The sequence below is a fragment of the Streptomyces sp. NBC_01260 genome, assembly GCF_036226405.1.
In the GTDB taxonomy this organism is placed as follows: Bacteria; Actinomycetota; Actinomycetes; order Streptomycetales; family Streptomycetaceae; genus Streptomyces; species Streptomyces laculatispora.
Genome location: NZ_CP108464.1, coordinates 3,116,917 through 3,141,465, shown reverse-complemented (window position 1 = coordinate 3,141,465; position 24,549 = coordinate 3,116,917). Strand labels below are relative to the sequence as shown.

Below are 24,549 nucleotides of genomic sequence, written 5' to 3'. Positions count from 1 at the left end.
CGCACAGTTCCCACCGACCCCCAGAAGGTCCCGCGATGAGACGCACGACCCCGAGAGCAGCGCTGCGCCGCGCCGCGGGCAGCCTCGCCGCCGTCGGCCTGCTGGCCGCCGGATCGCTCGCCCTGGCCGCCCCGGCGCACGCCGACGGCCCCGTCCTGCGCTTCGGCGGTCCCGCCGAGACGGCACTGCACCCGTATCCGGCGAGCGGGGCGCCGCAGCAGGCCTCCGTCGCGATCACCGTCGACAACCCGTCCCAGGACGAGGAGCACGGCGGCTTCGAGGGCGAGTACACCGTGACCTTCGACCTCAGCGGGATCGCGGGCGTCGCCGACGCGGTCTTCAGCAAGCAGGGCGGCGCCGACTGCGCGATCACCGGCACCACCGGCGTCTGCCACGACGCGGGCATCCCGCCCGGTACGAGCCCGCTGCCCGAACTCCGCGTCACCGCCGCCAAGGGCAGCGAGGACGGGGACTTCGGCACCGTCCGGGTCACCGGCGAGGCGGACGGCGCGACCTTCACGGCGTTCTCCACCCGGATCGGGGTCGGCGGCCCCGACCTGGTGATGAAGCAGGCCCCGCTGAAGACGGAGCTCAAGCCGGGCGAGACCCAGCCGGTCCCGCTCGCCTTCTCCAACAACGGCACCCGCGCCGCCGACGGCGTACTGCTCACCCTCATGTACACGCACGGCATCGAGTTCACCGAGCGGTACCGGAACTGCGAGTACAAGGAGGGCGACGCCGGCCAGGGCTTCCCCGTCCGGACCACCGCACTCTGCTCGGTCGAGGGCAGCTACGAAGCGGGCGCCACCTATGAGCTCGCCGAACCGCTGATGCTCCGGGCCACCCAGCGCGCCTACCGCGACACCTTCGTCTACCGGGTCAACGAGGGCGGCTCAGCGGCGCTCGACGCCCAGCGGGCCGGTGCGCGGTTCACCCCGGGCGCCAAGGGGAACGTGCTCACCCTCAAGGAGCTCCCCGTCGCCCGGTCCGCCGACCTCAACCCGCGTGACAACCAGCAGGAGGCCGACTTCAGCACGGCGAACACCGCCGACTTCGTGGCCGACGGCGATTCGGCGCGGGGCGTGCGGGGCAGCACCGTCGAGGCCAATATCGGCTTCCACAACGAGGGACCGGCCTGGATCGCCAACCTGCGCTCGGGCGAGTCCGTCGCCACCCTCGACTTCACCGTCCCCGAGGGCGCCTCGGTCACCGAATGGCCCGACGACTGCCGGGGCGTGACGGCCGACGGGCAGTACCGCAAGGAGCAGACCGGCGCACCGCGCTATCTGTGCGAGGCGGCGACGGCCTTCGGGGAGGACCAGTACTTCTCGCTGCACTTCGACATGAAGGTCGCCGAGGTCGTCGCCGGGGCCTCGGGCGCGGTCGTCGTCCGCAACGTGCGGACGCAGGACCCGCAGCTGCCGTTCGACCCGAAGCGGGAGAACAACACCGCGTCCTTCGTCCTGAACGCCGACGACTCCGGGGACTCCGGGACCGGGAGCACGGGAGCCGCGACGTCGGGTTCCACCGGCGGCTCGTCCACCACGGGCGGCGCGGCGGGCGGCTCCACCGGCGACGGCGGCGCCACGTCCGGCGGCGCGGCCGCGACCGGCTCCACGGGTTCGACGGGCTCGACCGGATCGGGTTCCGGCACGGGCGGTACGGGTGGCGGCCTGGCCGCCACCGGCTCCACCGCGCTGACGGTCGCGTTCGCGGCGGCGGTCGCGCTGCTGGCCGGCGGTGTGCTGCACGTGACGACCCGGCGCCGCGCCGCCCGTTAGCGGGAGTGGGCGAAGCACCAGGGCTCGTGAGCCGGAAGACACCGGTCCACGAGCCCTGGAGCACGGCTGCTTCCAGGCGTCCCCGGAAGCGGCCGTACTCGGGTGACCGGGCTGCTGTCCCCTGCCTACCGGTCACGCACGCCGGTGCGCGGTCCCACGGCGTACACGCAGTACGCCACACGCCCCGGCGGAGCCACGCGTGGTTTCCTTCCACAGCCGCCCCTGGCTGGCACGGACACCGGGACCAACGAAGCCGCGCCGGGCCCGGTCACGCGCCGTACGGGTGAGAGTCCGCCCGAACTGGGATACGCCCCTACAGCCCAGCGGTGCCACGGGCCCTCCGGCCCGCGGCGCGTCACACGCGGCCGCGGCACAGCTCCAGCAGCGTCATCGCGAGGGAGGTGCCGGGCTTGCCGAGCGCGTCCCGGTACTGGCCGAGGATCTCCATCTCCCGGGAGAGGTTCACCCGGCGGCCCCCGGAGGTGATCCGGGCCTCCTGGATGACCGAGGAGACGGCCATCCGTTCCTGGACGAGTCCGATGATCCGGCCGTCGAGGGCGTCGATGCGCGACCGGGCGTCGCCGATCAGGGACGCGGCCTCGGCCGTGTGCGCGCCGGTCTCCTCGGTGGCGGTGCGGACGGCTGCGGGCCGGTCGGTCGAGGTGCTGCTCATGGTGGTCTCCCGGTGGGGTGCGGCTCCCCGGGGCCGACCGGTCCGGAACGCCAGAACGCCCCGGGCCTGTCGGCCCGGGGCGCCTGGAACGTTGCTTGTCAGTTGCTCAAGCAGCACGACCATGGCAGCCGGCGGGCCGGTTGCCATAGGTAAAGACGAAGGTCGTGTGCTGACGCATGGGGTTCAGTATGGACCCGGCGGCGGGCGGGAGCCAACGCGTGGCCCGGATGCTGAGACGGCCCGGCGCCCGTGCCCTGGCCACTGGGCTGCCGGGCGGCGCCGTGTGCGGATCCGTACGGCGCGAGGGCGCCGGGTCCGCACTCCTCGTCGGCGCCGACGAGGAGTGCCGTCGGCCGCCGGTAGAATCGGAAGGACCGACCCCCCTCCACCGCCGGAAGGCCGCCCCGTGCCAGCAGCACCCCCCGCCGCCCCCGACACCACCACCGACGTGGTCCTCGTTGTCGACTTCGGCGCGCAGTACGCCCAGCTCATCGCCCGCCGCGTCCGTGAGGCCCGGGTCTACAGCGAGATCGTGCCCTCCACGATGCCGGTGGCCGAGATGCTGGCCAAGAACCCCCGGGCGATCATCCTGTCCGGCGGACCGTCCTCCGTGTACGCCGAGGGCGCGCCCTCGCTCGACCGCGCGCTGTTCGAGGCCGGGGTCCCCGTCTTCGGCATGTGCTACGGCTTCCAGCTGATGGCCACCACGCTCGGCGGCACCGTCGACGACAACGGTGCCCGTGAGTACGGCCGTACCGCGCTCGCCGTCTCCAAGACCGGCTCGACCCTCTTCGAGGGCACCCCGGCCGAGCAGCCGGTGTGGATGTCGCACGGCGACGCCTGCTCCGCCGCCCCCGAGGGCTTCACCGTCACCGCGTCCACCGACGTCGTACCGGTCGCCGCCTTCGAGAACGACGAGAAGAGGCTCTACGGCGTCCAGTACCACCCGGAGGTCCTGCACTCCACGCACGGCCAGCAGGTGCTGGAGCACTTCCTGTACCGCGGCGCGGGCATCGAGCCGAACTGGACGACCACCAACGTCGTCGAGGAGCAGATCGCGCTCATCCGCGAGCAGGTCGGCACCAAGCGCGCCATCTGCGGACTCTCCGGCGGGGTGGACTCGGCGGTCGCCGCGGCCCTCGTGCAGAAGGCCATCGGCTCCCAGCTGACCTGCGTCTACGTCGACCACGGTCTGATGCGCCAGGGCGAGACCGAGCAGGTCGAGAAGGACTTCGTGGCCGCCACCGGCGTCCAGCTGAAGGTCGTCGACGCCGAGGAGCGCTTCCTGACCGCGCTGGCCGGTGTCTCCGACCCGGAGCAGAAGCGGAAGATCATCGGCCGCGAGTTCATCCGCGTCTTCGAGCAGGCCCAGGCCGAGCTCGTCGCCGAGGCGGGCGCGGCCGGCGAGGACGTCGCCTTCCTCGTCCAGGGCACGCTCTACCCGGACGTCGTCGAGTCCGGCGGCGGCACCGGCACCGCCAACATCAAGTCCCACCACAACGTGGGCGGGCTCCCCGACGACATCGAGTTCCAGCTCGTCGAGCCGCTGCGCCAGCTGTTCAAGGACGAGGTCCGGATGGTCGGCCAGGAGCTCGGCCTGCCCGAGGAGATCGTCCAGCGCCAGCCCTTCCCCGGCCCCGGCCTCGGTATCCGCATCGTCGGCGAGGTCACCAAGGATCGGCTCGACCTGCTGCGCCAGGCCGACGCCATCGCCCGCGAGGAGCTGACCGCGGCCGGCCTGGACCGTGACATCTGGCAGTGCCCGGTGGTCCTGCTCGCGGACGTCCGCAGCGTCGGCGTCCAGGGCGACGGCCGCACCTACGGCCACCCGATCGTGCTGCGCCCGGTCTCCTCCGAGGACGCCATGACGGCGGACTGGTCCCGGCTGCCGTACGAGACCCTCGCCAAGATCTCCACCCGCATCACCAACGAGGTCGCGGAGGTCAACCGCGTGGTCCTCGACGTGACGAGCAAGCCGCCGGGCACCATCGAGTGGGAGTAGGAGCGCCCGGCACATGCCGGTACCGATGCCGTCGCCCGTTCCCACGGTCGGCGGCATCGCCGCTCCCCGCCCCGAATCGATGCCCCATGCCTCTGGTCACCTGCGGCAACCGGCGGTAACTTCCGATCCCGTACGACTGATCCCGTACGCCTGGGAGCCCCGAGGAGCCGCTATGCCCGAGCCCGCACCCATACCCGTGGAGCAGCTGCGCTTCGCGATGCCGCCCGTGCACGCCTCCGCCGGTGACGAGCGCGCCCACCGCAAGGAACGGCTGGCCGGGGCGCTGCGGCTGTTCGGCGAGTACGGGTACGAGGACGGCGTCTCCGGGCACATCACGGCGCGCGACCCGGAGTTCACCGACTGCTTCTGGGTCAACCCCTTCGGCGCGCCCTTCGAGGGGCTGCGGCCGGACGAGCTGATCCTGGTCAACGGGGAGGGCCAGGTCGTCGAGGGGAGCCACCACGTCAACCAGGCGGCGTTCGCCGTCCACGCCCAGGTCCACCGGGCCCGCCCGGACGTCGTCGCCGTCGCGCACACCCACTCGGTGCACGGCCGCGCGCTGGCCTCGCTGGGGGAGCTCATCGAACCGATCACCCAGGAGTCCTGCGCCTTCTACGAGGACCACGCCCTCTACGACGCGTACACGGGGGTCGTCGTCGACGAGGACGAGGGGCGCCGGATCGCGGCCGCCCTCGGCACCCGCAAGGCGGTCATCCTGCGCAACCACGGACTGCTGACCGTGGGCGACTCGGTGGACGCGGCCGCTTGGTGGTTCCTCACGCTGGAGCGGTCCTGCCAGGTGCAGCTGGCCGCGCGGGCGGCCGGGAAGCCGGTGCTGATCGAGCACCGGGACGCGGTCACCACCCGGGAACAGCTCGGCAGCGACCTGGTCGCCTGGATCAACTACCAGCCGCAGTGGCGGCGCATCGCTCGAACGTTCTGACGATCCCACCCGCCCGATGCGCCCCGATGCGGGAGCAGCCCGTCCGGTACGGCACAATTCGCAGCAATCACAGCTGAGTTGGATTGAGCCACAGCTGTACCGGGGCGGGAAAGGGTGGCGTTCTCCGTGGCGTTGGACGAGGCACGACAAGGCGCGCACGGCGGTGGCTGTACGTGCGGCGACTGCCCGCACGGAGCGCGCGAGGGACACCGGCGCGCGGTGGCCGCCTTTCTGGCCAAGCGGGACGAACTCGCCGCAGGCCAGGGCCTGCCCGCCGGGGTCGCCCAGTCCGCCTCCGCGACCCGGCAGTGGGTCTCGGACGAGCTGACCCAGTCCGCGCGCACCGTCGCCGACCGGGGCAGGGAGGCGGGCGACGCCTGGCTGTACCGGGTGTGGCAGCGCACCCTGGTCATCGTGTGGGGCGCCGTCGCCGTGCTCGCGGTCGCCGAGGCCGCCACCGCGATCGGGGCGGGCTGGACCCACGCCCGTACCGCGGGCCTGGTCGCCGGACTGGTCACCGCCGGGCTGCTGACCACGGCCGCCCACGTCCACCGGGCGCGCGGCGGCCTCCTCGCCCCGCTGATCGGCGAGGACAACCGGCTCTCCACCTCCCGCGCGGTCGCCGCGTCCTGGGTGCTGCTCGCGGTCTTCTCCGTACTCGTCCTCGCGCTCCAGCTGGCGGGCGCCTCCGGCCACGCACAGCGCGACGCGCTGATCGAGGGCCTGGACCTGGCGCGCGGTGCCGGGGTGGTGAGCGTGCTGGCGCTGGTGTGCGCCATCGCCGTGGTGGTACGCCGGGTGGTGAGCGTACGGGTGGTCTCCGGGCGGCTCCAGAAGCTGCGGGCCGACCGGCCGCGCGCCGCCGATCTGCTGACCGACGACTCCGGGCGGGGCGGCTTCACCGATGTGCAGTACGTGCTGGTGAGCACCGTCGCCGTGGTCTTCGCCGCGGTCCGGCTGGCCCGGCGGCCCGAGCAGCTGCCCGACCTGCCCTGGGGGCTGGCCCTGCTGGTGGCCGTCTCCGCGGCGGCGTACTTCGCCGGGAAGTACACCGAGTCCGGCCGGCCGGTGGTGCTGTCGGTGGTCAGGGCCCGGGAGGCCGGTGATCTGGACGCCCCGATCCGTACCGGCGACGACATCGAGATCCGCGGCGCGGGTTTCGTCCCGCCCGGCGCCGGGGCCCCCGACCGGCTGGCCCGCGTGGTCGTCCGGATCGGCCCGGTCCACGTCCATGTCCCGCTGATCCCGGTCCCCGGCGGCTTCGCCAACCCGACCGACACGGTGCTGACCGTGCCGGTGCCGGTGGAGGTGGAGCCGGGGGTGGTCGAGGTGCAGGTGGTCACGGCCGCGGGGACGGAGTCGAACCGGGTCGAGATCGACGTGACCGACTGAGGCCTTCCGGGCCCGGGACCCGACCGTGTGTGACGTCCCGTCCGGCGCCCGTCCGGCGAACTCGTCGGGCGTCCGGTGAGCAGCGCCATCCCCGCGTACGTAAGGTCTGGTGACGGGTCGAAACGGTCCGGCGAGGATCGAATGGCCCTGTGGGCGGGACCCGGTGGTCCGCCGCGGGGCTGCGGAAGGCGGGAGAACCATGCACTACGGCATGAACGGACGGGGTCTGGGCGAGGCCAGGAGCCTGCGGGAGCTGGCGCGGGAGCACGCCCTGCTGCCGCTGCGGATCTTCCTCGGGGTCACCTTCATCTACGCAGGGCTCGACAAGCTGACCGACAGCGCCTTCTTCCGCACCACCGGCAACGGCTCCATCGGCGAGACGATGAACGCGGTCCGGGACTCCTCAGCGATCCCGGCCCTCGTCGACCTCGCGCTCAAGAGCCCGTCCGGCTTCGGCCACGCCATCGCGATCGGCGAACTCGCCGTCGGGATCGGCACGCTCCTCGGCCTGTGGACCAGGGTCGCCGCGCTCGGCGGTGCGCTGATCTCGCTGAGCCTGTGGCTGACCGTCAGCTGGCAGGTCGAGCCGTACTACCTCGGCAACGACCTGGCCTACCTCATGGCCTGGCTGCCGCTGCTGCTGGGCGGGGCCGCGTCCTTCTCCGTGGACGCCCTTCTCGCGTCGCGGCGGCGCCGGATCCTGTAGGCCACCCAGGTGGTCAGGACGGCGATCCAGAGCCCGCCGGTGAAGAGCGCGACGAAGAACGTCCACGGAACGCTCCAGAGGCCGGCGGCATCCGCCGCGTATCCGGCCGCCAGGCCCAGCATCACCAGGCCCGCCACGGCCCGACCGGGCCGGATCTCATGACGCAGCACGGGCGACCTCCACCTGTCCGACGCCGACTTCCAGATCGAGTTCCACGGTGCCGGCCGGGACGGCGCCCGACGGAGGGCGCAGCGTCCGGTGTTCGTTCTGCGAGACCCTGATGTCCACGTCGCCCTTTCGCCACTCGCCCGGCAAGGTGATGTCACCGAGACCGGCCCGCGCGCTCAGCCGCACGGTGACCGCCTTCGGCACGTGCACGACGACCCGGCCCGCACCGACCTCCACCCGGGTCCTGACGGTCTCGCCCTTCGGCACGGCGACCCGGGTGAGGTCCAGATCCGCCACCCCGGAGCCCACTTCGTAACGTGGTTGCACCGCGGAGACCGAGGCCGGCCGCCACTCCTCGCGCACCCAGTGCGCGGTGATGTCGGAGGGGAGCACGGACGCGCCCGCCAGCAGGCCCGCGGTGATCACCGAGAGCAGCACCGTACCGAAGCCGGTCCGGCCGATGAAGGCACTGACCAGCATCCCCGCCCCGAACACCGCGAGCGCGGCGGCCAGGCCGTTCTGCAGACTCGTACCCAGCGGCTGGGAGTCCCAGTTCGCCCTCGCGGCCAGAACGCCCGCCAGCAGGGCCAGCAGGAAGACGGTCCCGGCGATCGAGGTCGCTTCCGGGTTCTCCCGCGACCGCCGCGGCGCCCGGAACGGGGCATCGGCCGTCGCCCCGCGCGGCCCGGCCGCCCGGCCGCCCAGCGTCGTGTCCGGCGGCCCCCACAGATAGCCGGAGCTCACCGGCCCCGAGGTGCCGTCCTTGATGATCGGGTCGCGCCACCAGGACGGGCTGCCCGGCCGCGGCGGCGCCTTCACCTCGGGCGGCGCGTCCGACACCGCCTGCGCGGCCGCCGGATGCAGCGGGCCCTGCGGATCGGCCGTCCTGCGGTGCTGCGTCCAGACGGAGAAGCCGAGCACCGCGAGGGACAGCATCGCGGCGAACGCCAGCGTGCCGCCGTTGCCCAGCATGGACAGGAACAGCCCGCAGCCGATCAGCGCGAGCAGCACCGCGATCAGCGACGCCCCCTCGACCCGGCCCGACAGCAGCCGGCGCGCCTCGTTCTCGTCCTCACCCTCCAGCGGGATCAGCAGCCACGCGAAGCCGTAGAAGATCAGTCCGAGGCCGCCGGTCACGGAGAGCACGCCGAGCACGATCCGGAAGATCACCGGATCGACGTCGCAGTACCGGCCGAGGCCGCCGGACACCCCGGCCACCACCTTCTGCCGCGAGCTGCGCCGCAGCCGCGCGCCGGGCCCGGAGGGCGGTACGACGCCGGGCGGCGCATCCTGGGGAACGGTCATGGCTCCATGGTGACGGGCGCGGGGCCCGTCCGGCACCCGCCCCGACCCTGGCCGAACCCTGAGATCGGCCCGCCTGACCCTGAAGGGGCCGTTCCGCGCCCCGGCCCCCGGCGCCCCGGTTCTCCGGGCCGGACGCTCTCAGGGTCGAAGTGGGGGCCGACCCTGATGCCACCACCCGTACGCACGTGTGACGATCGGGTCATGCCAGCCGCCACCACCCGAGCCGCCAGCTCCCTCAACCCCGACCCGGAGGAGCCACCGCTGCGCAAGCTGTACCGCAGCGCCGACGGACGGCTGCTCGGCGGCGTCGCACGCGGTCTCGCCGGACACCTCGGACTGCCGGTCGCCTGGGTGCGGTTCGTCTTCCTCGGACTGTTCTTCGCGGACGGCCTCGGCGCGCTCCTGTACGCCGTGTTCTGGATCGTCGTCCCGCTCGGCGTCGGCGGCGTGGACAGCCCGAGGTCCGTCTTCGAGACCGCCCCCGACGGCAGGCGCCGGCTCCGCAAGCCCGACCGGGGCCAGGTCTTCGCCCTCGTCGCGCTGCTCATCGGCGCCGTGATCTTCGTCGGCAACGTCGACATGGGCGGCAAGGCCGACCGCTACATCTGGCCCACCCTGCTGATCGGTGCCGGCTCCGTCCTGGTGTGGCGGCAGGCCGACAACGCCCGCCGCGCCCGCTGGATGGAGGTCGGCAGCCGCCGCCGGGTCCTGCACCTGGCCCGGGGCCTCGCCGGAGTCGCCCTGGTCGGCCTCGGCCTCGCGGGCTTCATGGTGGTACGCGGCTCCGCCGCCCAGCTCGGCAACGTCCTCACCGCGGCCATCGCGGTGCTCACCGGCATCGCGCTGCTGGCCGGGCCCTATCTCGTGCGGATGACCCAGGACCTCTCCGAGGAACGCCTGATGCGCATCAGGGCCCAGGAGCGGGCCGAGGTCGCCGCCCATGTGCACGACTCCGTCCTGCACACCCTCACCCTGATCCAGCGCAACGCGGAGGACGCGGGCGAGGTGCGCAGACTGGCCCGCGCCCAGGAACGCGAGCTGCGCAACTGGCTCTACAACCCCGAGGGCACCGGCAAGGACGAGGACGACGAACCCGAGACCCTGGCCGAGGCCGTCAAACGCGCGGCCGCCGAGGTCGAGGACAAGCACGGCGTCCCGCTGGAGGTCGTCGTCGTCGGCGACTGCCCGCTCGACGAGAAGCTGACCGCACAGATGCAGGCCGCACGCGAGGCGATGGTCAACGCCGCCAAGTACGGTGGCGAGGGCGGCGCCGTACAGGTCTACGCGGAGGTCGAGGGCCGCACGGTCTTCGTCTCGGTGCGCGACCGGGGACCCGGATTCGATCCGGACTCCGTACCGGGGGACAGAATGGGCGTACGAGAATCAATCATCGGCCGGATGCAGCGCAACGGCGGTACCGCCCGGCTGCGTTCGGTGCCCGGCGGGGGCACGGAAGTCGAGCTGGAGATGGAGAGGACGAGCGATGAACGGGACCACTGAGGCGACCGGGGGCCACGGGGGCCCGGAGCGCCGGGTACGAGTCGTGCTCGTCGACGACCACCGGATGTTCCGCACCGGCGTACAGGCCGAGATCGGCCGCACCGAGGAGACCGGGGTCGAGGTCGTCGGCGAGGCCGCCGACGTCGACCAGGCGGTCACCGTCATCACGGCGACCCGCCCCGAGGTCGTCCTCCTGGACGTCCACCTCCCGGGCGGCGGCGGCGTCGAGGTGCTGCGCCGCTGCGCCCCGTTCATGGGCCCGGTGGAGAACCCGGTGCGCTTCCTGGCGCTGTCCGTCTCGGACGCCGCCGAGGATGTCATCGGGGTCATCCGCGGCGGCGCCCGCGGCTATGTCACCAAGACCATCACCGGCGCCGACCTGGTCGACTCGGTCTTCCGGGTCCAGGACGGCGACGCGGTGTTCTCGCCCCGGCTGGCCGGCTTCGTACTCGACGCCTTCGCCTCGACGGACGCGCCGCCGGTCGACGAGGACCTCGACCGGCTGACCCAGCGCGAGCGCGAGGTGCTGCGGCTGATCGCCCGCGGCTACGCCTACAAGGAGATCGCCAAGCAGCTGTTCATCTCGGTGAAGACGGTCGAGTCGCACGTCTCGGCGGTGCTGAGGAAGCTGCAGCTGTCCAACCGGCACGAGCTGACCCGCTGGGCGACGGCCCGGCGGCTGGTCTGAGTCCGGCCGGCCGGCCGCGGGTCAGCCGGCCGGCCGCTCGGGACCGAGCGAGATGTTCAGCTTCTCGCCGATCCTGCGGTAGCCGATGGACGCGTAGATCCGTTCCACCTCGGCGTCGCCCGGCTCCAGCCACACCACCCGGCAGCCCTGCTCGAAGGCGGTCGCGGTGAGCCGGGCGGAGAGGTCGGCCCCGATGCCGCGGCGGCGGAACTCCGCGGCGACGGCCAGGCCCACCAGCTCGCTGAGGCCGTCGACCGGGACCGAGCAGCCGCCGGCCCCCGCCGGGACGCCGTCGAGGGTGGCGAGCGCGGCGACCCCGCCGCCCGCCGCCGCCTCGCGCAGCCACCGCGCCTCGCCGCCCTCGGGTTCGCCGGTCCCGCCGTATCCCAGGTGCTGTACGAGGGCGGCGGCGTCGAACTCCGCGTCCGTGGCCGGTTCTGCCGTCACCAGAGCGTCCACCGGCTTGGGCGGCAGCAGATCCCCGGGGGCGCAGGCCAGGATCGGGGCCCGGTTCTCGGCGGTGAACCCGGCGGCGAGCAGAGCGGGTTCGACCGCGGGTGCCCAGGCGGGCAGATACTCCAGGCGCGGCATCCGGTCCCGCTCGCGGAAGGCCGCGACCAGGGCGTCGAGTTCGCCGGGTGTCGGTTCGGCGCCCTGGTCGGGGATCGCGTAATTGGCGTACTTCAGCGACCAGTTCACGTTGTGGCGCACCGTGAACGGGCCGACCCGGTAATGGCCGGGGGAGCGGAGTGCGAGCGTATGGGCGTGAGTCTGGACGTCGAAGTCCATGGGCATGTGCGGGTGTCCCTCTGTCCGGTGGTCGGAGGGACGGGAGCCTATGCCACCCGGGCCGCTCCGGCGAAAGGCATTTCGTCGATCGGCGCGATGCGGACCGGGGCTCCCGGGCGCGGGGCGTGGATCATCCGGCCGTTGCCGATGTAGAGGCCGACGTGGCTGACGCCCGAGTAGAAGAACACCAGGTCCCCCGGAGCGAGTTCGGACCTCGGGACACGCTGCCCCGCGTTGATCTGGGTGTACGTGGTCCGGGGGAGCGAGACACCCGCGGAGCCCCAGGCGGCCTGGGTGAGGCCGGAGCAGTCGAACGAGGAGGGGCCGGTGGCGCCCCAGACGTACGGCTTGCCGAGGGCCCCGTACGCGAAGGCGACGGCTGCCGCGGCGCGGGCGTTCGGTGCCCGGTCGGAGCCGCGCGGGGAGCTGCGGTCGGCGTGGCCCGCGCCGCGGCCGCCGTCCGAGGCGTCGTACGCGGCGCGCTGGGCGGGGGAGAGGCGGGCCAGCAGCTTGCGGGCCTCGGACAGCTTGGCCCGGACCGTCGCCTTGTGCCTCTTCAGGTCGGTCTGGCGGGCGGTGAGCTCGGCCAGCTGCCCCGCGGCCTCGGACCGCAACTGGGCCACGTCCGCGACCTGGCGCTGCACGGTGCGGAGCTCGTCGGCCCGGCCGGCGGCGGCCCGCTCCACGTACGAGGCGCGCTGCAGGTACTGGTCGGGGTCCGAGGAGAGTGCCAGCTGGAGGGACGGGTCGAGACCGCCCGAGCGGTACTGCGCCGCCGCGTACGCACCCAGTGCCTCGCGCGAGGCGTTGAGCCGCTCGGTTCTGCGGGCGGCCTCGTCGCGCATCGCGTCGATGGACTCGGCGGTGGCGGCCGCCTTCGCCTTCGCGCCGTTGTACCGCTCGGTGGCGACCTCGGCCTCCCGGTACAGCCGGTCCACCTCGGCCTTGACCTGGGCGGCGGTGGGCGTCGGGTCGGCGTGCGCGGATCCCGGCAGCGCGGCAGCGGTCGCGGCCCCTGCGAGGGCGAGGGTCGCTGCGGTGCGGGCAGCAGAGCCGGTGTACGGGCGCTGCTTGGGTTTCCGGTGCGCGGCCACGAGGGCGGGGGTCCTTCCTGTCGACTGCCCGTCGGGGTCTACCGGCGGGCCCGCCCGGTCCGGCGGCGGGTCACCAACAGGGGGAGCGGCCCGCCGCCGGATCTCTCGGCGGGGTGAGCGGAAGGTGCCGTCCGGGTGCGGAGCGGCGGTGATCCGGTCACCTGGGTAGGCACGCTAAACCCGGGGCACGGACAAGAGTCGTAATGACGCCTATTGTCTGAATTTGGCGTTGCGTTGTTGTTGGATGACCGGAAAAATTGCACCAGAGTCAGGCAATTGGTGCATTCAATGGTCAAGCGTTCAGTAAGCCCCACCTGGCTGCGGAAGGCTGATATGACCAGGACTAAGGTGCGGAACCATGCGTGTACTCATCGATGTCTTCGTCGCCCTGCACATCATCGGAATCGCCGCCCTGCTGGGAGGCTTCCTCACCCAGATGAAGGCGATGGGGGCGGGGACGGCGCGATTCGTGCCCGGGATGCTGCACGGCGCGCTGACCATGCTGGTCACCGGTGTCGCGCTGGTCGGGCTCGACCAGGCCGACGACCACCCCGTGAACAACGTCAAGATCGGCATCAAGCTGCTGATCCTGGTCGTCATCCTCGCGCTCGTCTACGTCAAGCGGGACGAGGAGAAGGTCGAGAAGGGCCTCTTCGCGGCGGTGGGCGGACTGACGGTCGTCAACATCTTCATCGCCACGCTCTGGACCTGAGCGGGTGGTGGCCGGTGGGTGGCCGGCGGCCGTCCGCAACCGACCGGTGGCTGACCACCGCTGACCACTGTCGACCACCTCTGAGCGCTTCTGACTACGGCGCGGCGTCCCAGTCGACCTGCCGGCCCTCCCGCCGCAGCGCCTCCTCCACACCCGCCCAGTCCTCGACCCACTCGCCCACGTAGTCCCGCGTCATCGCCGGGTCGGCCGCCACCAGGATGTCCACTCCGGCAGCGGAGGCCCGCTCCTCGGGCGACTCGGCGAGGTCGGCCAGCCGGTCGACACGGAGGTAGCCCCCCGCGTCGGAGCCCGCCGTGATCCGGCCCACCACCCCGTAACGGGCGCGCTGTTCGGCCGCCGCGACATCGCCGCGGTCGGCGGTGGCCGTGACCGAGACCGAGCCCGGGTGCGTGAAGGCTCCGTCCGGTGCCCCGTCGCCGAGGCCGTGGCGGGTCCGGGCCGCCGCCAGCCGGTCGCGGCCCGTCTCCGCCGCCGCCGCGCGCAGCCCGTGGACGTGCAGCGTCCGCTCCTGCGGGCTCCAGGACATGATCCGCTCGACGTCCCGGTCCTGGATCGCGTCCTCCTCGGCGGCCGTCGCGCCGACCTCCCCGTCCAGCTCCCGGGCGAGCGCCCGCGCCGATTCGGACGGTTCGACCGCGCCGTCCGGGCCCTGGTCGATGAGCATCGCGATGCCGGCGAACAGGGCTCTGAGCCCGAGCGCCGCCGACTGCCGGACGCCGCTCGGCCGGAACTCCTGACCGAGCTCCGGCAGTGCGCTCAGCCTGCGGTGCATGGCGGCGGCCACGTTCTCGTCCGGCGGCGCGGTGTCCCACAGCAGCTCCAGCGCGGCCACACAGGTGTCCTGGTCCGCCGGGCGCCCCTCGTCGGCGAGGTACTGGAGGAGTACCCCGGCGGTGCGCTCGGCGCAGGCTGCCGAGAACAGCCTGGCCTGGCCGAAGGTCCCCAGGAAGGCCATGCCCCGGACGCTCTCCAAGATCTTCACGGTCGCTCGCTCCTGTGGTGCTCTGCGCGCTGTGCCCGCGTCTCGGACAGGTCGGCGCCGATCCCGGTCGCGACCAGGGCCCCGATGACCGCCACGACCACCAGGCCGGGACACTCCAGTGCGCCCTGTCCCCGGTCCCGCCGCCGGCGTAACCCCAGCACCCGCGCTTCCGTACGTGGTACAGCGCGCCGGCCTAGCCGGCGCCGCAACTCCCCCATGAGTGGCATAAGAACACGCTAACGGTCCCACGGAGCCCGCGTATTGGGCCACGGACCCACTACGCGTGCTCCGTACGGCAGGCCCCTGGGGGCGCCGGACACTCGCTAGCCGGGCCGCACGCTCCCGTAGATCGGCATGTAGTAGATCGACTCCTCGCGCACGTCCGCCCCCGGCTTCGGCGCGTGGATCATCATGCCGTCGCCCTTGTAGATGCCGACGTGGCTGATGTCGTCGTAGAAGAAGACCAGGTCCCCGGGCTGCAGATCCGCCGTGGCGATCCGGGTGCCGACCTTCACCTGGTCCCAGGTGGTCCGCGGGAGGGTGACGCCCGCGGCCTTCCAGGCCGCCTGGGTGAGCCCCGAGCAGTCGTACGAGGCCGGGCCGGTCGCCCCCCAGACGTACGGCTTGCCGATCTGGGCCCGGGCGAACGCGAGGACCTTCCCGGCCTTCGTCGTGGCGCTGCTGTCCGAGCCGGAGCCTGTCCCGGTGCCCGAGCCCGTTCCCGAGCCCGTCCCCGTGCCGGTCCCGCTTCCGGCCTCCTTGGCCTTGCGGTCGGCCTCCGCCTTCGCGGCGGCCTGCTTCTCCGCCAGCTCCGCGGCCTTGCGCTTGGCCTCGGCCTGCTTCTTCCGCTCCAGCTCGGCGAGGCGCGCCTTCTCCTCGGCGGTCAGCTTCGACAGCAGCGTGCGGGCCTCGGTCAGCTTGTTCTGCACGTTCTGCTTGCTGGTACGCAGCTTGGTCTGCGACGCGGTGAGCGTCTCCAGGCTCGTCACCGCCTCGGCACGCTTCTTCGACGCCTCGGCCTGCTTCGTACGGAAGTCCGTGACGGCCTGCTGCTGGTTCGCGGCCATCCGGTTCATGAGGTGGGTCTGGTCGAAGAACGACTGCGGGTCGTTGGCCAGGAAGAAGGTGGCGGTCGGCGCGAGCGCGCCGTCGCGGTACTGGGCGGCGGCGTAGTTCCCGAGCGTCCGGCGGGCGTCGTTCAGCTTGTCGGCGCGCTCGGCGATGTCGTCCAGCAGCGCGTCCACCTTGGTGCGCTGCTTGGCGGACGCCTCTTTCGCCTGGTCGTAGTGCTGGGTCGCGGTGCCCGCCTGCCGGTAGAGGCCGTCGACCTTCTTCTGGACGTCCTCGATGCTGGGCTTCGGGGCCGGGGCCGCCAGCGCGCTCTGCGTGGACAGCAGGGTCACCGAGGCGAGTGCGGCCGTCGTGAACCCGATGGCCGGGGTGGTGCTGCGCACCCGGGGGCGCGGTTTGCGATGCGATGCCAAGGCCGGCATCTCCTTCCGTGGACCGCCTACCGGGTTAGCTGTCGGGTTCGGGCGGAACGGAAGGCTGCCCTACGGTCCTGGTGGGGGTTCGGACCGATTCACCCCGGTGCTGCGTGTGGGTCCCCGGTTCCGGACCCCGTACGGGCAGGCCGGATTCGGCGTGGACGCCCGCTCGGCGTGGTTCGCCTCTGGGGGTACGGGCCGCCCGAACGAGCACGCTAGCCAACTCATGGTGTCGCTGTGAAGGTTGATGTTCGATATGCCCGATACATTTTCGTGACCTTGCCGAAGTGGACGCGGTGCGGGCAGGTCAGGTGCGGGGTCCGTCCACACAGGGTGGGTGCGGCATCGCTTTCCGTGGCCGCGCGGTGGTGCGCGGTTCGTGATGCGGCCCCGGGGTGTCAGTGCGGCCGCCTAGACTCGGACAGCGATGAGCAGCCTCTTTGACGACAGTTTCCTGGCCGGCCTCCAGCACACGGAGGAAGGGCCCCCGCCGCCCCCCGAGGACTCCGCACCCGAAGCGGTGCCGGAGGACCTCTTCGGGGGCGTGTTCGACGGGCCCCCGCCGCCCCGCGACGCGTACTACCGCGACGGGGCCCACCGCCCGGTCATCGACGCCGCCGCGCTGCTCGACGGGCTGAACACCGAGCAGCGTGCCGCCGTGGTGCACGCGGGGTCCCCGCTGCTCATCGTCGCCGGGGCCGGTTCGGGCAAGACCCGGGTGCTGACCCACCGCATCGCCCACCTGCTGGCCGAGCGCGGGGTGCACCCCGGCCAGATCCTGGCGATCACCTTCACCAACAAGGCCGCCGGCGAGATGAAGGAGCGCGTCGAGCAGCTCGTCGGCCCCCGCGCCAACGCCATGTGGGTCATGACCTTCCACAGCGCGTGCGTACGGATCCTGCGCCGCGAGTCGAAGAAGCTCGGCTTCACCTCCTCGTTCTCGATCTACGACGCCGCGGACTCCAAGCGGCTGATGGCCCTGGTCTGCCGCGATCTCGACCTCGACCCGAAGCGCTTCCCGCCGAAGTCGTTCACGGCGAAGGTGTCGAACCTGAAGAACGAGCTGATCGACGAGGAGACCTTCGCCGGCCAGGCGGCGGACGGTTTCGAGAAGACGCTCGCCCAGGCCTACGCGATGTACCAGGCCCGGCTGCGCGAGGCCAACGCGCTGGACTTCGACGACATCATCATGACGACGGTGCACCTGCTCCAGGCCTTCCCCGACGTCGCCGAGCACTACCGCCGCCGCTTCCGGCACGTCCTGGTCGACGAGTACCAGGACACCAACCACGCCCAGTACACGCTCGTACGGGAACTGGTCGGCCCGGCCGGTGCCGCCGACGCCCCCGGCGAGCTGTGCGTCGTCGGTGACGCGGACCAGTCGATCTACGCCTTCCGCGGCGCCACGATCCGCAACATCCTCCAGTTCGAGGAGGACTACCCGGACGCGACCACGATCCTGCTGGAACAGAACTACCGCTCCACCCAGACGATCCTGTCCGCCGCCAACGCCGTCATCGAGCGCAACGAGAGCCGCCGCCCGAAGAACCTCTGGACCAACGCCGGCTCCGGAGCCCGGATCACCGGCTACGTCGCGGACACCGAGCACGACGAGGCGCAGTTCGTCGCCGACGAGATCGACCGGCTGACCGACGCGGGCGACGCCAGGGCCGGAGATGTCGCGATCTTCTACCGGACGAACGCGCAGTCCCGTGTCTTCGAGGAGATCTTCATCCGGGTCGGCCTGCCCTACAAGGTCGTCGGCGGTGTGCGCTTCTACGAGCGCAAGGAGGTCCGGGACGTCCTGGCCTACCTCCGGGTCCTCGCCAACCCCGAGGACACGGTCCCGCTGCGCCGCATCCTGAACGTGCCCAAGCGCGGCATCGGCGACCGGGCCGAGGCGATGATCGACGCCCTGTCACTACGCGAGAAGATCACCTTCCCGCAGGCGCTGCGCCGCGTCGACGAGGCGTACGGCATGGCCGCGCGTTCCGCCAACGCCGTCAAGCGGTTCAACACGCTGATGGAGGAGTTGCGCACGATCGTCGAGTCGGGCGCGGGCCCCGCGGTGGTGCTGGAGGCCGTCATGGAACGGACCGGCTACCTCGCCGAGCTCCAGGCCTCCACCGACCCGCAGGACGAGACCCGGATCGAGAACCTCCAGGAGCTTGCCGCCGTCGCGCTCGAATTCGAGCAGGAGCGCGGCGAGGAGGAGGGTGCGGGCACCCTCTCCGAGTTCCTGGAGCGGGTCGCGCTCGTCGCCGACTCCGACCAGATCCCCGACGAGGACACCGACGGCTCCGGAGTCGTCACGCTGATGACCCTGCACACGGCGAAGGGCCTCGAATTCCCGGTGGTCTTCCTGACCGGCATGGAGGACGGCGTCTTCCCGCACATGCGGGCGCTGGGCCAGGTCAAGGAGCTGGAGGAGGAGCGCCGGCTCGCGTATGTCGGTATCACCCGCGCCCGCGAGCGGCTCTACCTGACCCGGGCGGCGATGCGCAGCGCGTGGGGCCAGCCCTCGTACAACCCGCCGTCACGGTTCCTGGAGGAGATCCCGGACCAGCACCTGGAGTGGAAGCGGAAGGGCCCGATGGCGGCTCCGGCGGGACCGACGTCGGGCATCACCTCGTCGCTGTCCGCGTCCCGCTCGCGCTCCGGGCCCTCGGGCTTCGCGACCCGGCGGACCTCGGACAAGCCGACGATCACGCTGGTGGTCGGCGACCGGGTCACCCACGACCAGTTCGGTCTGGGCACGGTGACGGCGGTCGAGGGCATCGGCGACCAGGCGAAGGCCACGGTCGACTTCGGTGACGAGCGGCCGAAGAAGCTGCTGCTGCGGTACGCGCCGGTCCAGAAGCTGTAGCGCCCGTCCGGTCCGGCGGACGGGCGCGGCCGTCCGCCGGCTCAGGTCGGGTCGACGTTGTGGCTGCGGAGCCAGGGCAGCGGGTCGATGGCCGCGCCGCCGCCGGGCCGCACCTCGAAGTGCAGGTGCGGGCCGGTCGAGTTGCCGGAGTCCCCGGAGTACGCGATGACGTCACCGGCCTTGACCGGGCCCGAGCGGATCCGGGTGCTGCTGAGGTGGCAGTACCAGGTCTCGGTGCCGTCGGCCATCGTGACGATGGCCATGTTCCCGTAGGCGGTGTTGAACTGCGTGTGAACGGTGCCGTCGGTCGCGGCCATCACCGGGGTGCCGTACAGGACGGGGAAGTCGATGCCCGTGTGCACGGACATCCAGTTGACGCCCGCCTGGCCGAAGTACGCGCTGAGGCCGTGCTCCTTGACCGGCATGACGTACTTGGGGCGCAGGGCCTCCTTGCGGGCGGCCTCCGCGATGCGCTTCTTCTTCTCGGCGGCCTGCCGCTCCTTCAGGTCGATGCGCTCCTGGGTGCGGCTCGCGCGGTCGGCGAAGTTCTCCGCGTCGGCGCTGAGGTTGGCGAGCTGGGTGTCCAGCTTGTTGTTGGCGGCGACCGGCTTGACCGTGCCGGGGTCGGCGGCCGCCATCGTCGTGGTGTCGTCCTTCTTCTCCTCGCCGCCGCCCATCCCGCCCACGGAGGCGGCGGCGATACCGGCCACGCTCATCACGCAGGCGGAGGGAACGGCGACGGTGAGGAGAGCGGAGCGCTTGGCGGGCGAACGCCTGCGGCTGCGGCTGCCGCGGGAGACCGGATGGCTCGCGGGGCGACGGGACACGGCAGGGGCCGGGGACGGGTCCTGGTCCAGGGCCTCGGCTTCGTGGCCGGCGCCGGGCTCGTGCGAATCCTGCGCGTCGTAGGAGGCCTGTTCATGGGCGGGGGCGTGGCGCTGGTCCTGGCCCTGCTCCTGGGAGCGGTCTTCGTAAGGCTCGTACGCCTCGTGCACCTCGTACGTCTCGTGTGTCTCGTACGGATGCTGTGCGGTCTGTTCGGGCTCGTGCGATTCCGTCACATTGTGCGGCGTTCGCTGTCCGTGCTCGGGCGTGGCGCCGGTGTTCCAGGCGGTGGCGTCGTACGCGCCGGAGTCGTATCCCGCCGTGTCGGTGCTTGACCATTGGCCGTTCGCGTACCAGCCGGAGGTGTCCCACTGGCCGGATGCGTCCGGGGCGCCGCCCTGCGCCGGGATGTTCGCGCCGTAGCCGTCCTGCGCCGCCCAGGTCGCGGTGGTGTCGTACTGCGGGGCCGCGTCGTACTGCGGGGCCGTCTCGTACGGGGGGTGCTGCTGAGGGTGGGGGGTGTAGGCCGCGTAGTCGGCGGCGTGGTCGTACGCGGCGGTCCGGTGTGCGCCCGTGTCCCACTGGGTGGCGTCGTACTGGCCGCTGTGACCGGCCTGCCCGCTGTCGTACGGGGCGGCGTAACCGGGCGTGGCGTCGTACGAACCGCCGTAGCCGCCGGGGAGGGAGCCGAAGAGCGGGTCGTTGTCGAATCCGCCCGTGGATTGGCTGTCGTATCCGACGTGCCCGGCGTGGGGGTGCTGGTCGTTCACCAACTTCTCTCTCGCCTCGACAGCAGTACCTGTGTCCGGGGCCCGTGGGGGACTCCGGGGGGAAAGCAGTGGCCGCGACTGTACCCGGCGGTATGCGACGCCGACAATCGTCCACGGCCCGCGGGCGCACAGGAAACGGGCAATCGGCCGTCTTTCGACGGACCGCTCACACAGCCTTGGCTCTATGTTCGAAATTCGTTCTATTTGTGGGCAGGGCCGGGCACGAAAGGCCGTTGACCGGGCCGGCCGGACGGGGCACGACTCCCGGAATCCGGCGGGATCAGGCCACGGACGCGGCGCCGGCGGACCCCCTTGCCGGCTCCTGCGCGTCGAGCGCCTGGCGGACCCCGGCAGCCACGGCCGGGTGCACGGGCAGCGCGAGATGGCCGATCCCGCTGACGCGTACGTTCGTCACATCGAGGTCCGGGTGGTCGATGCAGGCCGCCTCGGCGGGGACGATCACCTGGTCCAGCTCGCTCCAGAAGCTGACGAACCGGGTGCGGCAGCCGGGCGCGGGCAGCCGCAGCTCCTCGATCGGGGCCGATCCGCTGCGCATCTGGCGCACGATCGGGTGAGCGCTGGCCATCGGGGCGACAGCGGTGCCGGCGTGCGGTGTGCCGAGAGTGACCAGGGTGCGGACCCGTCGGTCACCGCCCAGTCGCTGTACGTAGTAGCGCGCTATCAGGCCGCCCAGGCTGTGTCCGACGATGTCGACCTCGCGGTGTCCGGTGCGGGCGCAGATCTCCTCGATGTGGCGGCCGAGCAGCTCGGCGGCGGTGCGGATGTCGCAGGTCAGCGGGGAGTAGTTGAGCGACTCCAGATGGCGCCAGCCGTGCCGGGCGAGGGAGCGGCGCAGCAGGACGAAGACGGAGCGGTTGTCGATGAAGCCGTGCAGGAGCACGACGGGCGGCCGGTCGGTCTGTCCGGTGTGCCTGGTGTGCCCGGTGTGTCCGGTGTGCTCGGTGTTCCTGGCGTTTCCCCTGGGCAGGGCGGTGGTCCCGGAGGGTGCGGGGGCCGGATCGGCCGCCGGGCGCGGCGGGGCGCTCCGCTCGCCGGTGATGCCGGTGGGATACAGCAGTGCGTGTCCGGCGAGCACCACGAGTTCCAGCGCGGTCGCTCTCAGCAGTGCGGACGACAGCCAGGCCTCCCGCGGGCAGGGCCGACGCGGCAGTAGAGGAAGAAAGGGCGGGGCCTTCATGGTCGACCTCCTGCTCCGGCACCCGGGGAGAGGCGGCTCCTGCCCCGTATGCCCTCATGGGGCGCCGTGTCGGAGGTCCGGGCGGCAGCTCACCGTCCGGGACCCGCCGCCCGCCGTGCCTTCCGGATCACCTTCGGTGACCGTCCGGTGGGCGGTCGATGAGCCGTACCACCGTGCCGTGCGGCTGACGGCGCGGTGGTACGACGACCTCGTGCGGCTCCCCCGGCGGTCGGTCCCGCACGGCAGGTGTGCCGCGTGCTGCGGGAAACGGCGCCCGGTGAACATGTCCCACGTGTGATTTCCCCCTCCCCGCCCACCGCGAAACAGCGGCTTGCGGGATGCTGTGGATAACGTTCGTTCACATCCCCGGCTCTTCAGGGACGGGAGACGCATGTGGAGGCAGTGATGGGTGTGACCGGTCCGATCCGAGTGGTGGTGGCCAAGCCGGGCCTCGACGGCCATGACCGCGGGGCCAAGGTGATCGCGCGGGCCCTGCGCGACGCCGGTATGGAAGTCATCTACACCGGGCTTCACCAGACGCCCGAGCAGATCGTGGACACCGCGATCCAGGAGGACGCCGACGCGATCGGCCTCTCGATCCTCTCCGGTGCGCACAACACGCTCTTCGCGAAGGTGATCGCCCTGCTGAAGGAGCGCGACGCGGAGGACATCAAGGTCTTCGGCGGCGGCATCATTCCGGAGGCGGACATCGCACCGCTCAAGGAGCAGGGAGTCGCGGAGATCTTCACCCCGGGCGCGACGACGGTCGAGATCGTCGCCTGGGTCAACGCGAACGTCCGCCAGCCGGCGGAGGCCTGATCCCACGGGCGGGCCGGTCCCGCTCCGGGTGCCGCTGCGGCGGCTGACCCGGCCCGAGGCCCGGTCCCGGCCGTCGTCCGATCCGGCCCGTGTCCGTCTCACCGGTCCGGTGCCAGCTCCGCGTCCATCGCCGCGCGCAGCCGCAGGGTGGAGACCAGGCGCTGGAACGCCTCCGACCAGTAGCCGTTCGCGCCGGGGGAGGCGTCCGCCGGCTCGTCGGGGGTCGTGGTGAGGACCTCCAGGCGGTCGGCCTCGGCCGGATTCAGGCAGCGTTCGGCGAGGCCCATCACCCCGCTGAAGCTCCACGGATAGCTGCCGGCGTCCCGGGCGATGTCGAGGGCGTCGACGACGGAGCGGCCGAGCGGCTCCGCCCAGGGGGTCGGGCAGACCCCCAGCAGCTGGAACGCCTCCGACAGGCCGTGCGCGGCGATGAACCCGGCCACCCAGCCGGCCCGTTCGGCTGAGGGCAGCACGATCAGGAGCTTCGACCGCTCGGCGAGCGATGCCGTACCGGGGCCGTTCGACGGGGGTGTCGCGGGGGCGCCGAGCAGCGCCCGCGCCCATTTCGGGTCCCGCTGCCGGACGGCGGCCCGGCACCAGGCCGCGTGGAGTTCCTCGCTCCAGCCGTCGGCCACGGGGAGCGCGACGATCTCCCGCGCCTCGCGGCCGCCGAACCGCGTCGGCCAGATCGCGAGCGGGGACGACTCCACCAGCTGGCCGAGCCACCAGGACCGCTCGCCCCGCCCGGACGGCGGGAGCGCCACCACACCGTCGCGCTGCATCGCCGCATCGCATTCGTGCGGGGCCTCCACGGCCACGGACGGCCCGCTGCCGGTGAGGCCGGGGCTCACGCAGGACAGGGCCCGGTCCGCCATCCGGCGGGCGAGCGCCGATTCGGGAAGTGCGGAAAGCAGTTCGGCGGCCGTCGCGCGGACATTGCGGCTGCGGTCGGCGAGGGCCTGCTCCAGGAAGGCCTCATCGGCGCCGGAGAGCCCGGTACGCAGGGAGTCGATGAACATCAGCCGGTCCTCGGCCCGCTCGGTGGCCCAGGTGGTGGCGAGCAGGGCGAGAGCGGCGCCCGCCTCGTGCGCCCGTACCGCCGAGAGCAGCGCGACCCGTTCGGCGAACAGGCCTTCCTCCCAGAGCCGGTGGACGGCTTCCGGGTCGGTCACGTCCGGCAGCAGTGAGGTGCCGGACGAGCCGCGCAGCGCGAACTTCCACTCGGGGTTCAGCCCGGCCAGCCAGAGGCCGCGCGGTCCGGCGAACGCCAGGGCCTGCGGCCGCAGATCGGTCCGGGCCCGGGCCGCGTCCAGCACGGCGGGCAGCGCCGCGTCCGGTGCCCGGTAGCCGTGCAGATTGGCGGTGGCCAGCCACTGCGGAATCAGTTCCGTCAGATCGGGAGCCGTGCCGCGTCTGCCGCCCGAACCGCTCGGTGCCGCCCGGTCCGCGAGCAGCCGCTCCAGCCGGCTCCGGGCAGCCCCCGGAAGGGGCGGCCGCGGGTCGGCGGGCGCGGGAGCGGGCCGGGGCGCGGCGGGAGCGGGCAGCAGACCCGCCCGGCGCCGCACGGTGTGCAGGGCGGCGGCATTCAGCAGCGCGGCCGCCGCCCCGTCCGGGCCCGCGTAGCCCGTTACCCCGCCCGGCCGGCTGTGCGGGCCGGTGCCGGATGCCGCCGCGGGAGGGCGGCGGTCCGTGCCGAGCAGCGCCGAGGTGACGAGCTCCTCCCACGGCGTCGCGGTGAGCGGGCCGGTGGGGTCGTCGGTTGCGGAGACCGTGGGGGCGGGGGTGATGGATGTGGTGGGTGTGGCGGTACGGGGCATCGCTCCTCCTC

19 protein-coding genes and 1 riboswitch are annotated in these 24,549 nt (G+C 72.6%); of the genes, 10 read left to right on the top strand and 9 right to left on the bottom strand.

Annotated features, from left to right (window positions below):
* Positions 1-35: 35 nt before the first annotated feature.
* On the top strand, positions 36-1,781 hold the full coding sequence (locus tag OG322_RS13505) for a peptidase (RefSeq protein ID WP_329306461.1): 1,746 nt from the start codon (positions 36-38) through the stop codon (positions 1,779-1,781).
* Between the two features lie 355 nt (positions 1,782-2,136).
* Here the strand turns inward: OG322_RS13505 and OG322_RS13500 are convergent, their stop codons facing one another.
* Positions 2,137-2,454, bottom strand: coding sequence for a chorismate mutase (locus OG322_RS13500; protein WP_123461133.1), 318 nt, complete (start codon positions 2,452-2,454; stop codon positions 2,137-2,139).
* A gap of 406 nt (positions 2,455-2,860) precedes the next feature.
* Here OG322_RS13500 and guaA point away from each other — a divergent pair, with 406 nt between their 5' ends.
* From guaA to OG322_RS13480, 4 genes are all read left to right on the top strand, one after another.
* Positions 2,861-4,456 carry a glutamine-hydrolyzing GMP synthase gene (guaA, locus tag OG322_RS13495; RefSeq protein ID WP_329306460.1) on the top strand — a complete coding sequence of 532 codons (1,596 nt, stop codon included), beginning with the start codon at positions 2,861-2,863 and terminating at the stop codon, positions 4,454-4,456.
* 172 nt (positions 4,457-4,628) lie between these two features.
* On the top strand, positions 4,629-5,399 hold the full coding sequence (locus OG322_RS13490) for a class II aldolase/adducin family protein (RefSeq protein WP_123461135.1): 771 nt from the start codon (positions 4,629-4,631) through the stop codon (positions 5,397-5,399).
* Positions 5,400-5,525: 126 nt separating this feature from the next.
* Positions 5,526-6,791, top strand: a complete 1,266-nt coding sequence (locus OG322_RS13485; RefSeq protein ID WP_329306459.1) for a hypothetical protein — start codon at positions 5,526-5,528, stop codon at positions 6,789-6,791.
* Positions 6,792-6,990: 199 nt separating this feature from the next.
* A complete protein-coding gene (locus OG322_RS13480; protein WP_124284813.1) occupies positions 6,991-7,497 on the top strand; it encodes a DoxX family protein in 507 nt (168 codons plus the stop codon).
* Between the two features lie 156 nt (positions 7,498-7,653).
* Here OG322_RS13480 and OG322_RS13475 read toward each other — a convergent pair whose 3' ends face one another.
* A complete protein-coding gene (locus OG322_RS13475) occupies positions 7,654-8,970 on the bottom strand; it encodes a PspC domain-containing protein (protein ID WP_124284814.1) in 1,317 nt (438 codons plus the stop codon).
* Positions 8,971-9,171: 201 nt separating this feature from the next.
* Here OG322_RS13475 and OG322_RS13470 point away from each other — a divergent pair, with 201 nt between their 5' ends.
* Positions 9,172-10,470, top strand: coding sequence for an ATP-binding protein (locus OG322_RS13470; RefSeq protein WP_123461140.1), 1,299 nt, complete (start codon positions 9,172-9,174; stop codon positions 10,468-10,470).
* Entirely contained in the window at positions 10,454-11,158 is a 705-nt protein-coding gene (locus tag OG322_RS13465; protein WP_123461141.1) for a LuxR C-terminal-related transcriptional regulator, read from the top strand. The genes OG322_RS13470 and OG322_RS13465 overlap by 17 nt, the downstream gene beginning before the upstream one ends.
* 21 nt (positions 11,159-11,179) lie before the next feature.
* On the opposite strand, the gene OG322_RS13460 is transcribed toward OG322_RS13465, so the two are convergent.
* Positions 11,180-11,953: a GNAT family N-acetyltransferase gene (locus tag OG322_RS13460; RefSeq protein ID WP_124284815.1), complete on the bottom strand. Its 774-nt coding sequence runs from the start codon at positions 11,951-11,953 to the stop codon at positions 11,180-11,182.
* A 41-nt stretch (positions 11,954-11,994) separates the two neighbouring features.
* Complete coding sequence (locus OG322_RS13455; RefSeq protein WP_124284816.1) at positions 11,995-13,041, bottom strand: C40 family peptidase; 1,047 nt, start codon at positions 13,039-13,041, stop codon at positions 11,995-11,997.
* A 358-nt stretch (positions 13,042-13,399) separates the two neighbouring features.
* Here OG322_RS13455 and OG322_RS13450 point away from each other — a divergent pair, with 358 nt between their 5' ends.
* A complete protein-coding gene (locus OG322_RS13450; RefSeq protein ID WP_123461144.1) occupies positions 13,400-13,753 on the top strand; it encodes a hypothetical protein in 354 nt (117 codons plus the stop codon).
* Positions 13,754-13,847: 94 nt separating this feature from the next.
* On the opposite strand, the gene OG322_RS13445 is transcribed toward OG322_RS13450, so the two are convergent.
* Together OG322_RS13445 and OG322_RS13440 are read right to left on the bottom strand one after the other, a co-directional pair.
* A complete protein-coding gene (locus tag OG322_RS13445; RefSeq protein WP_329306458.1) occupies positions 13,848-14,756 on the bottom strand; it encodes a hypothetical protein in 909 nt (302 codons plus the stop codon).
* 323 nt (positions 14,757-15,079) lie between these two features.
* On the bottom strand, positions 15,080-16,249 hold the full coding sequence (locus OG322_RS13440; protein ID WP_123461145.1) for a C40 family peptidase: 1,170 nt from the start codon (positions 16,247-16,249) through the stop codon (positions 15,080-15,082).
* Positions 16,248-16,411: riboswitch (cyclic di-AMP (ydaO/yuaA leader) on the bottom strand. It overlaps the preceding gene by 2 nt.
* Before the next feature lie 259 nt (positions 16,412-16,670).
* Here OG322_RS13440 and pcrA point away from each other — a divergent pair.
* Positions 16,671-19,109: a DNA helicase PcrA gene (gene pcrA, locus OG322_RS13435; RefSeq protein WP_123461146.1), complete on the top strand. Its 2,439-nt coding sequence runs from the start codon at positions 16,671-16,673 to the stop codon at positions 19,107-19,109.
* Positions 19,110-19,150: 41 nt separating this feature from the next.
* Here the strand turns inward: pcrA and OG322_RS13430 are convergent, their stop codons facing one another.
* The gene (locus tag OG322_RS13430; RefSeq protein WP_329306457.1) at positions 19,151-20,704 is read right to left on the bottom strand and encodes a M23 family metallopeptidase; all 1,554 of its coding nucleotides are present in this window, start codon (positions 20,702-20,704) and stop codon (positions 19,151-19,153) included.
* A 280-nt stretch (positions 20,705-20,984) separates the two neighbouring features.
* Positions 20,985-21,902, bottom strand: a complete 918-nt coding sequence (locus OG322_RS13425; RefSeq protein WP_329306456.1) for an esterase/lipase family protein — start codon at positions 21,900-21,902, stop codon at positions 20,985-20,987.
* 405 nt (positions 21,903-22,307) lie between these two features.
* Here OG322_RS13425 and OG322_RS13420 point away from each other — a divergent pair, with 405 nt between their 5' ends.
* A complete protein-coding gene (locus tag OG322_RS13420; RefSeq protein WP_123461149.1) occupies positions 22,308-22,721 on the top strand; it encodes a cobalamin B12-binding domain-containing protein in 414 nt (137 codons plus the stop codon).
* Positions 22,722-22,819: 98 nt separating this feature from the next.
* On the opposite strand, the gene OG322_RS13415 is transcribed toward OG322_RS13420, so the two are convergent.
* Positions 22,820-24,538, bottom strand: a complete 1,719-nt coding sequence (locus OG322_RS13415; RefSeq protein WP_123461150.1) for a DUF5691 domain-containing protein — start codon at positions 24,536-24,538, stop codon at positions 22,820-22,822.
* Positions 24,539-24,549 lie beyond the last annotated feature (11 nt).

Bases quoted from the DNA above. Each gene is read 5' to 3' on its own strand.
- OG322_RS13505 (WP_329306461.1), top strand. From the start codon at position 36: ATGAGACGCACGACCCCGAGAGCAGCGCTGCGCCGCGCCGCGGGCAGC.
- OG322_RS13500 (WP_123461133.1), bottom strand. From the start codon at position 2,454: ATGAGCAGCACCTCGACCGACCGGCCCGCAGCCGTCCGCACCGCCACC.
- OG322_RS13490 (WP_123461135.1), top strand. From the start codon at position 4,629: ATGCCCGAGCCCGCACCCATACCCGTGGAGCAGCTGCGCTTCGCGATG.
- OG322_RS13480 (WP_124284813.1), top strand. From the start codon at position 6,991: ATGCACTACGGCATGAACGGACGGGGTCTGGGCGAGGCCAGGAGCCTG.
- OG322_RS13475 (WP_124284814.1), bottom strand. From the start codon at position 8,970: ATGACCGTTCCCCAGGATGCGCCGCCCGGCGTCGTACCGCCCTCCGGG.
- OG322_RS13470 (WP_123461140.1), top strand. From the start codon at position 9,172: ATGCCAGCCGCCACCACCCGAGCCGCCAGCTCCCTCAACCCCGACCCG.
- OG322_RS13465 (WP_123461141.1), top strand. From the start codon at position 10,454: ATGAACGGGACCACTGAGGCGACCGGGGGCCACGGGGGCCCGGAGCGC.
- OG322_RS13460 (WP_124284815.1), bottom strand. From the start codon at position 11,953: ATGCCCATGGACTTCGACGTCCAGACTCACGCCCATACGCTCGCACTC.
- OG322_RS13450 (WP_123461144.1), top strand. From the start codon at position 13,400: ATGCGTGTACTCATCGATGTCTTCGTCGCCCTGCACATCATCGGAATC.
- OG322_RS13440 (WP_123461145.1), bottom strand. From the start codon at position 16,249: ATGCCGGCCTTGGCATCGCATCGCAAACCGCGCCCCCGGGTGCGCAGC.
- pcrA (WP_123461146.1), top strand. From the start codon at position 16,671: ATGAGCAGCCTCTTTGACGACAGTTTCCTGGCCGGCCTCCAGCACACG.
- OG322_RS13425 (WP_329306456.1), bottom strand. From the start codon at position 21,902: ATGAAGGCCCCGCCCTTTCTTCCTCTACTGCCGCGTCGGCCCTGCCCG.
- OG322_RS13420 (WP_123461149.1), top strand. From the start codon at position 22,308: ATGGGTGTGACCGGTCCGATCCGAGTGGTGGTGGCCAAGCCGGGCCTC.
- OG322_RS13415 (WP_123461150.1), bottom strand. From the start codon at position 24,538: ATGCCCCGTACCGCCACACCCACCACATCCATCACCCCCGCCCCCACG.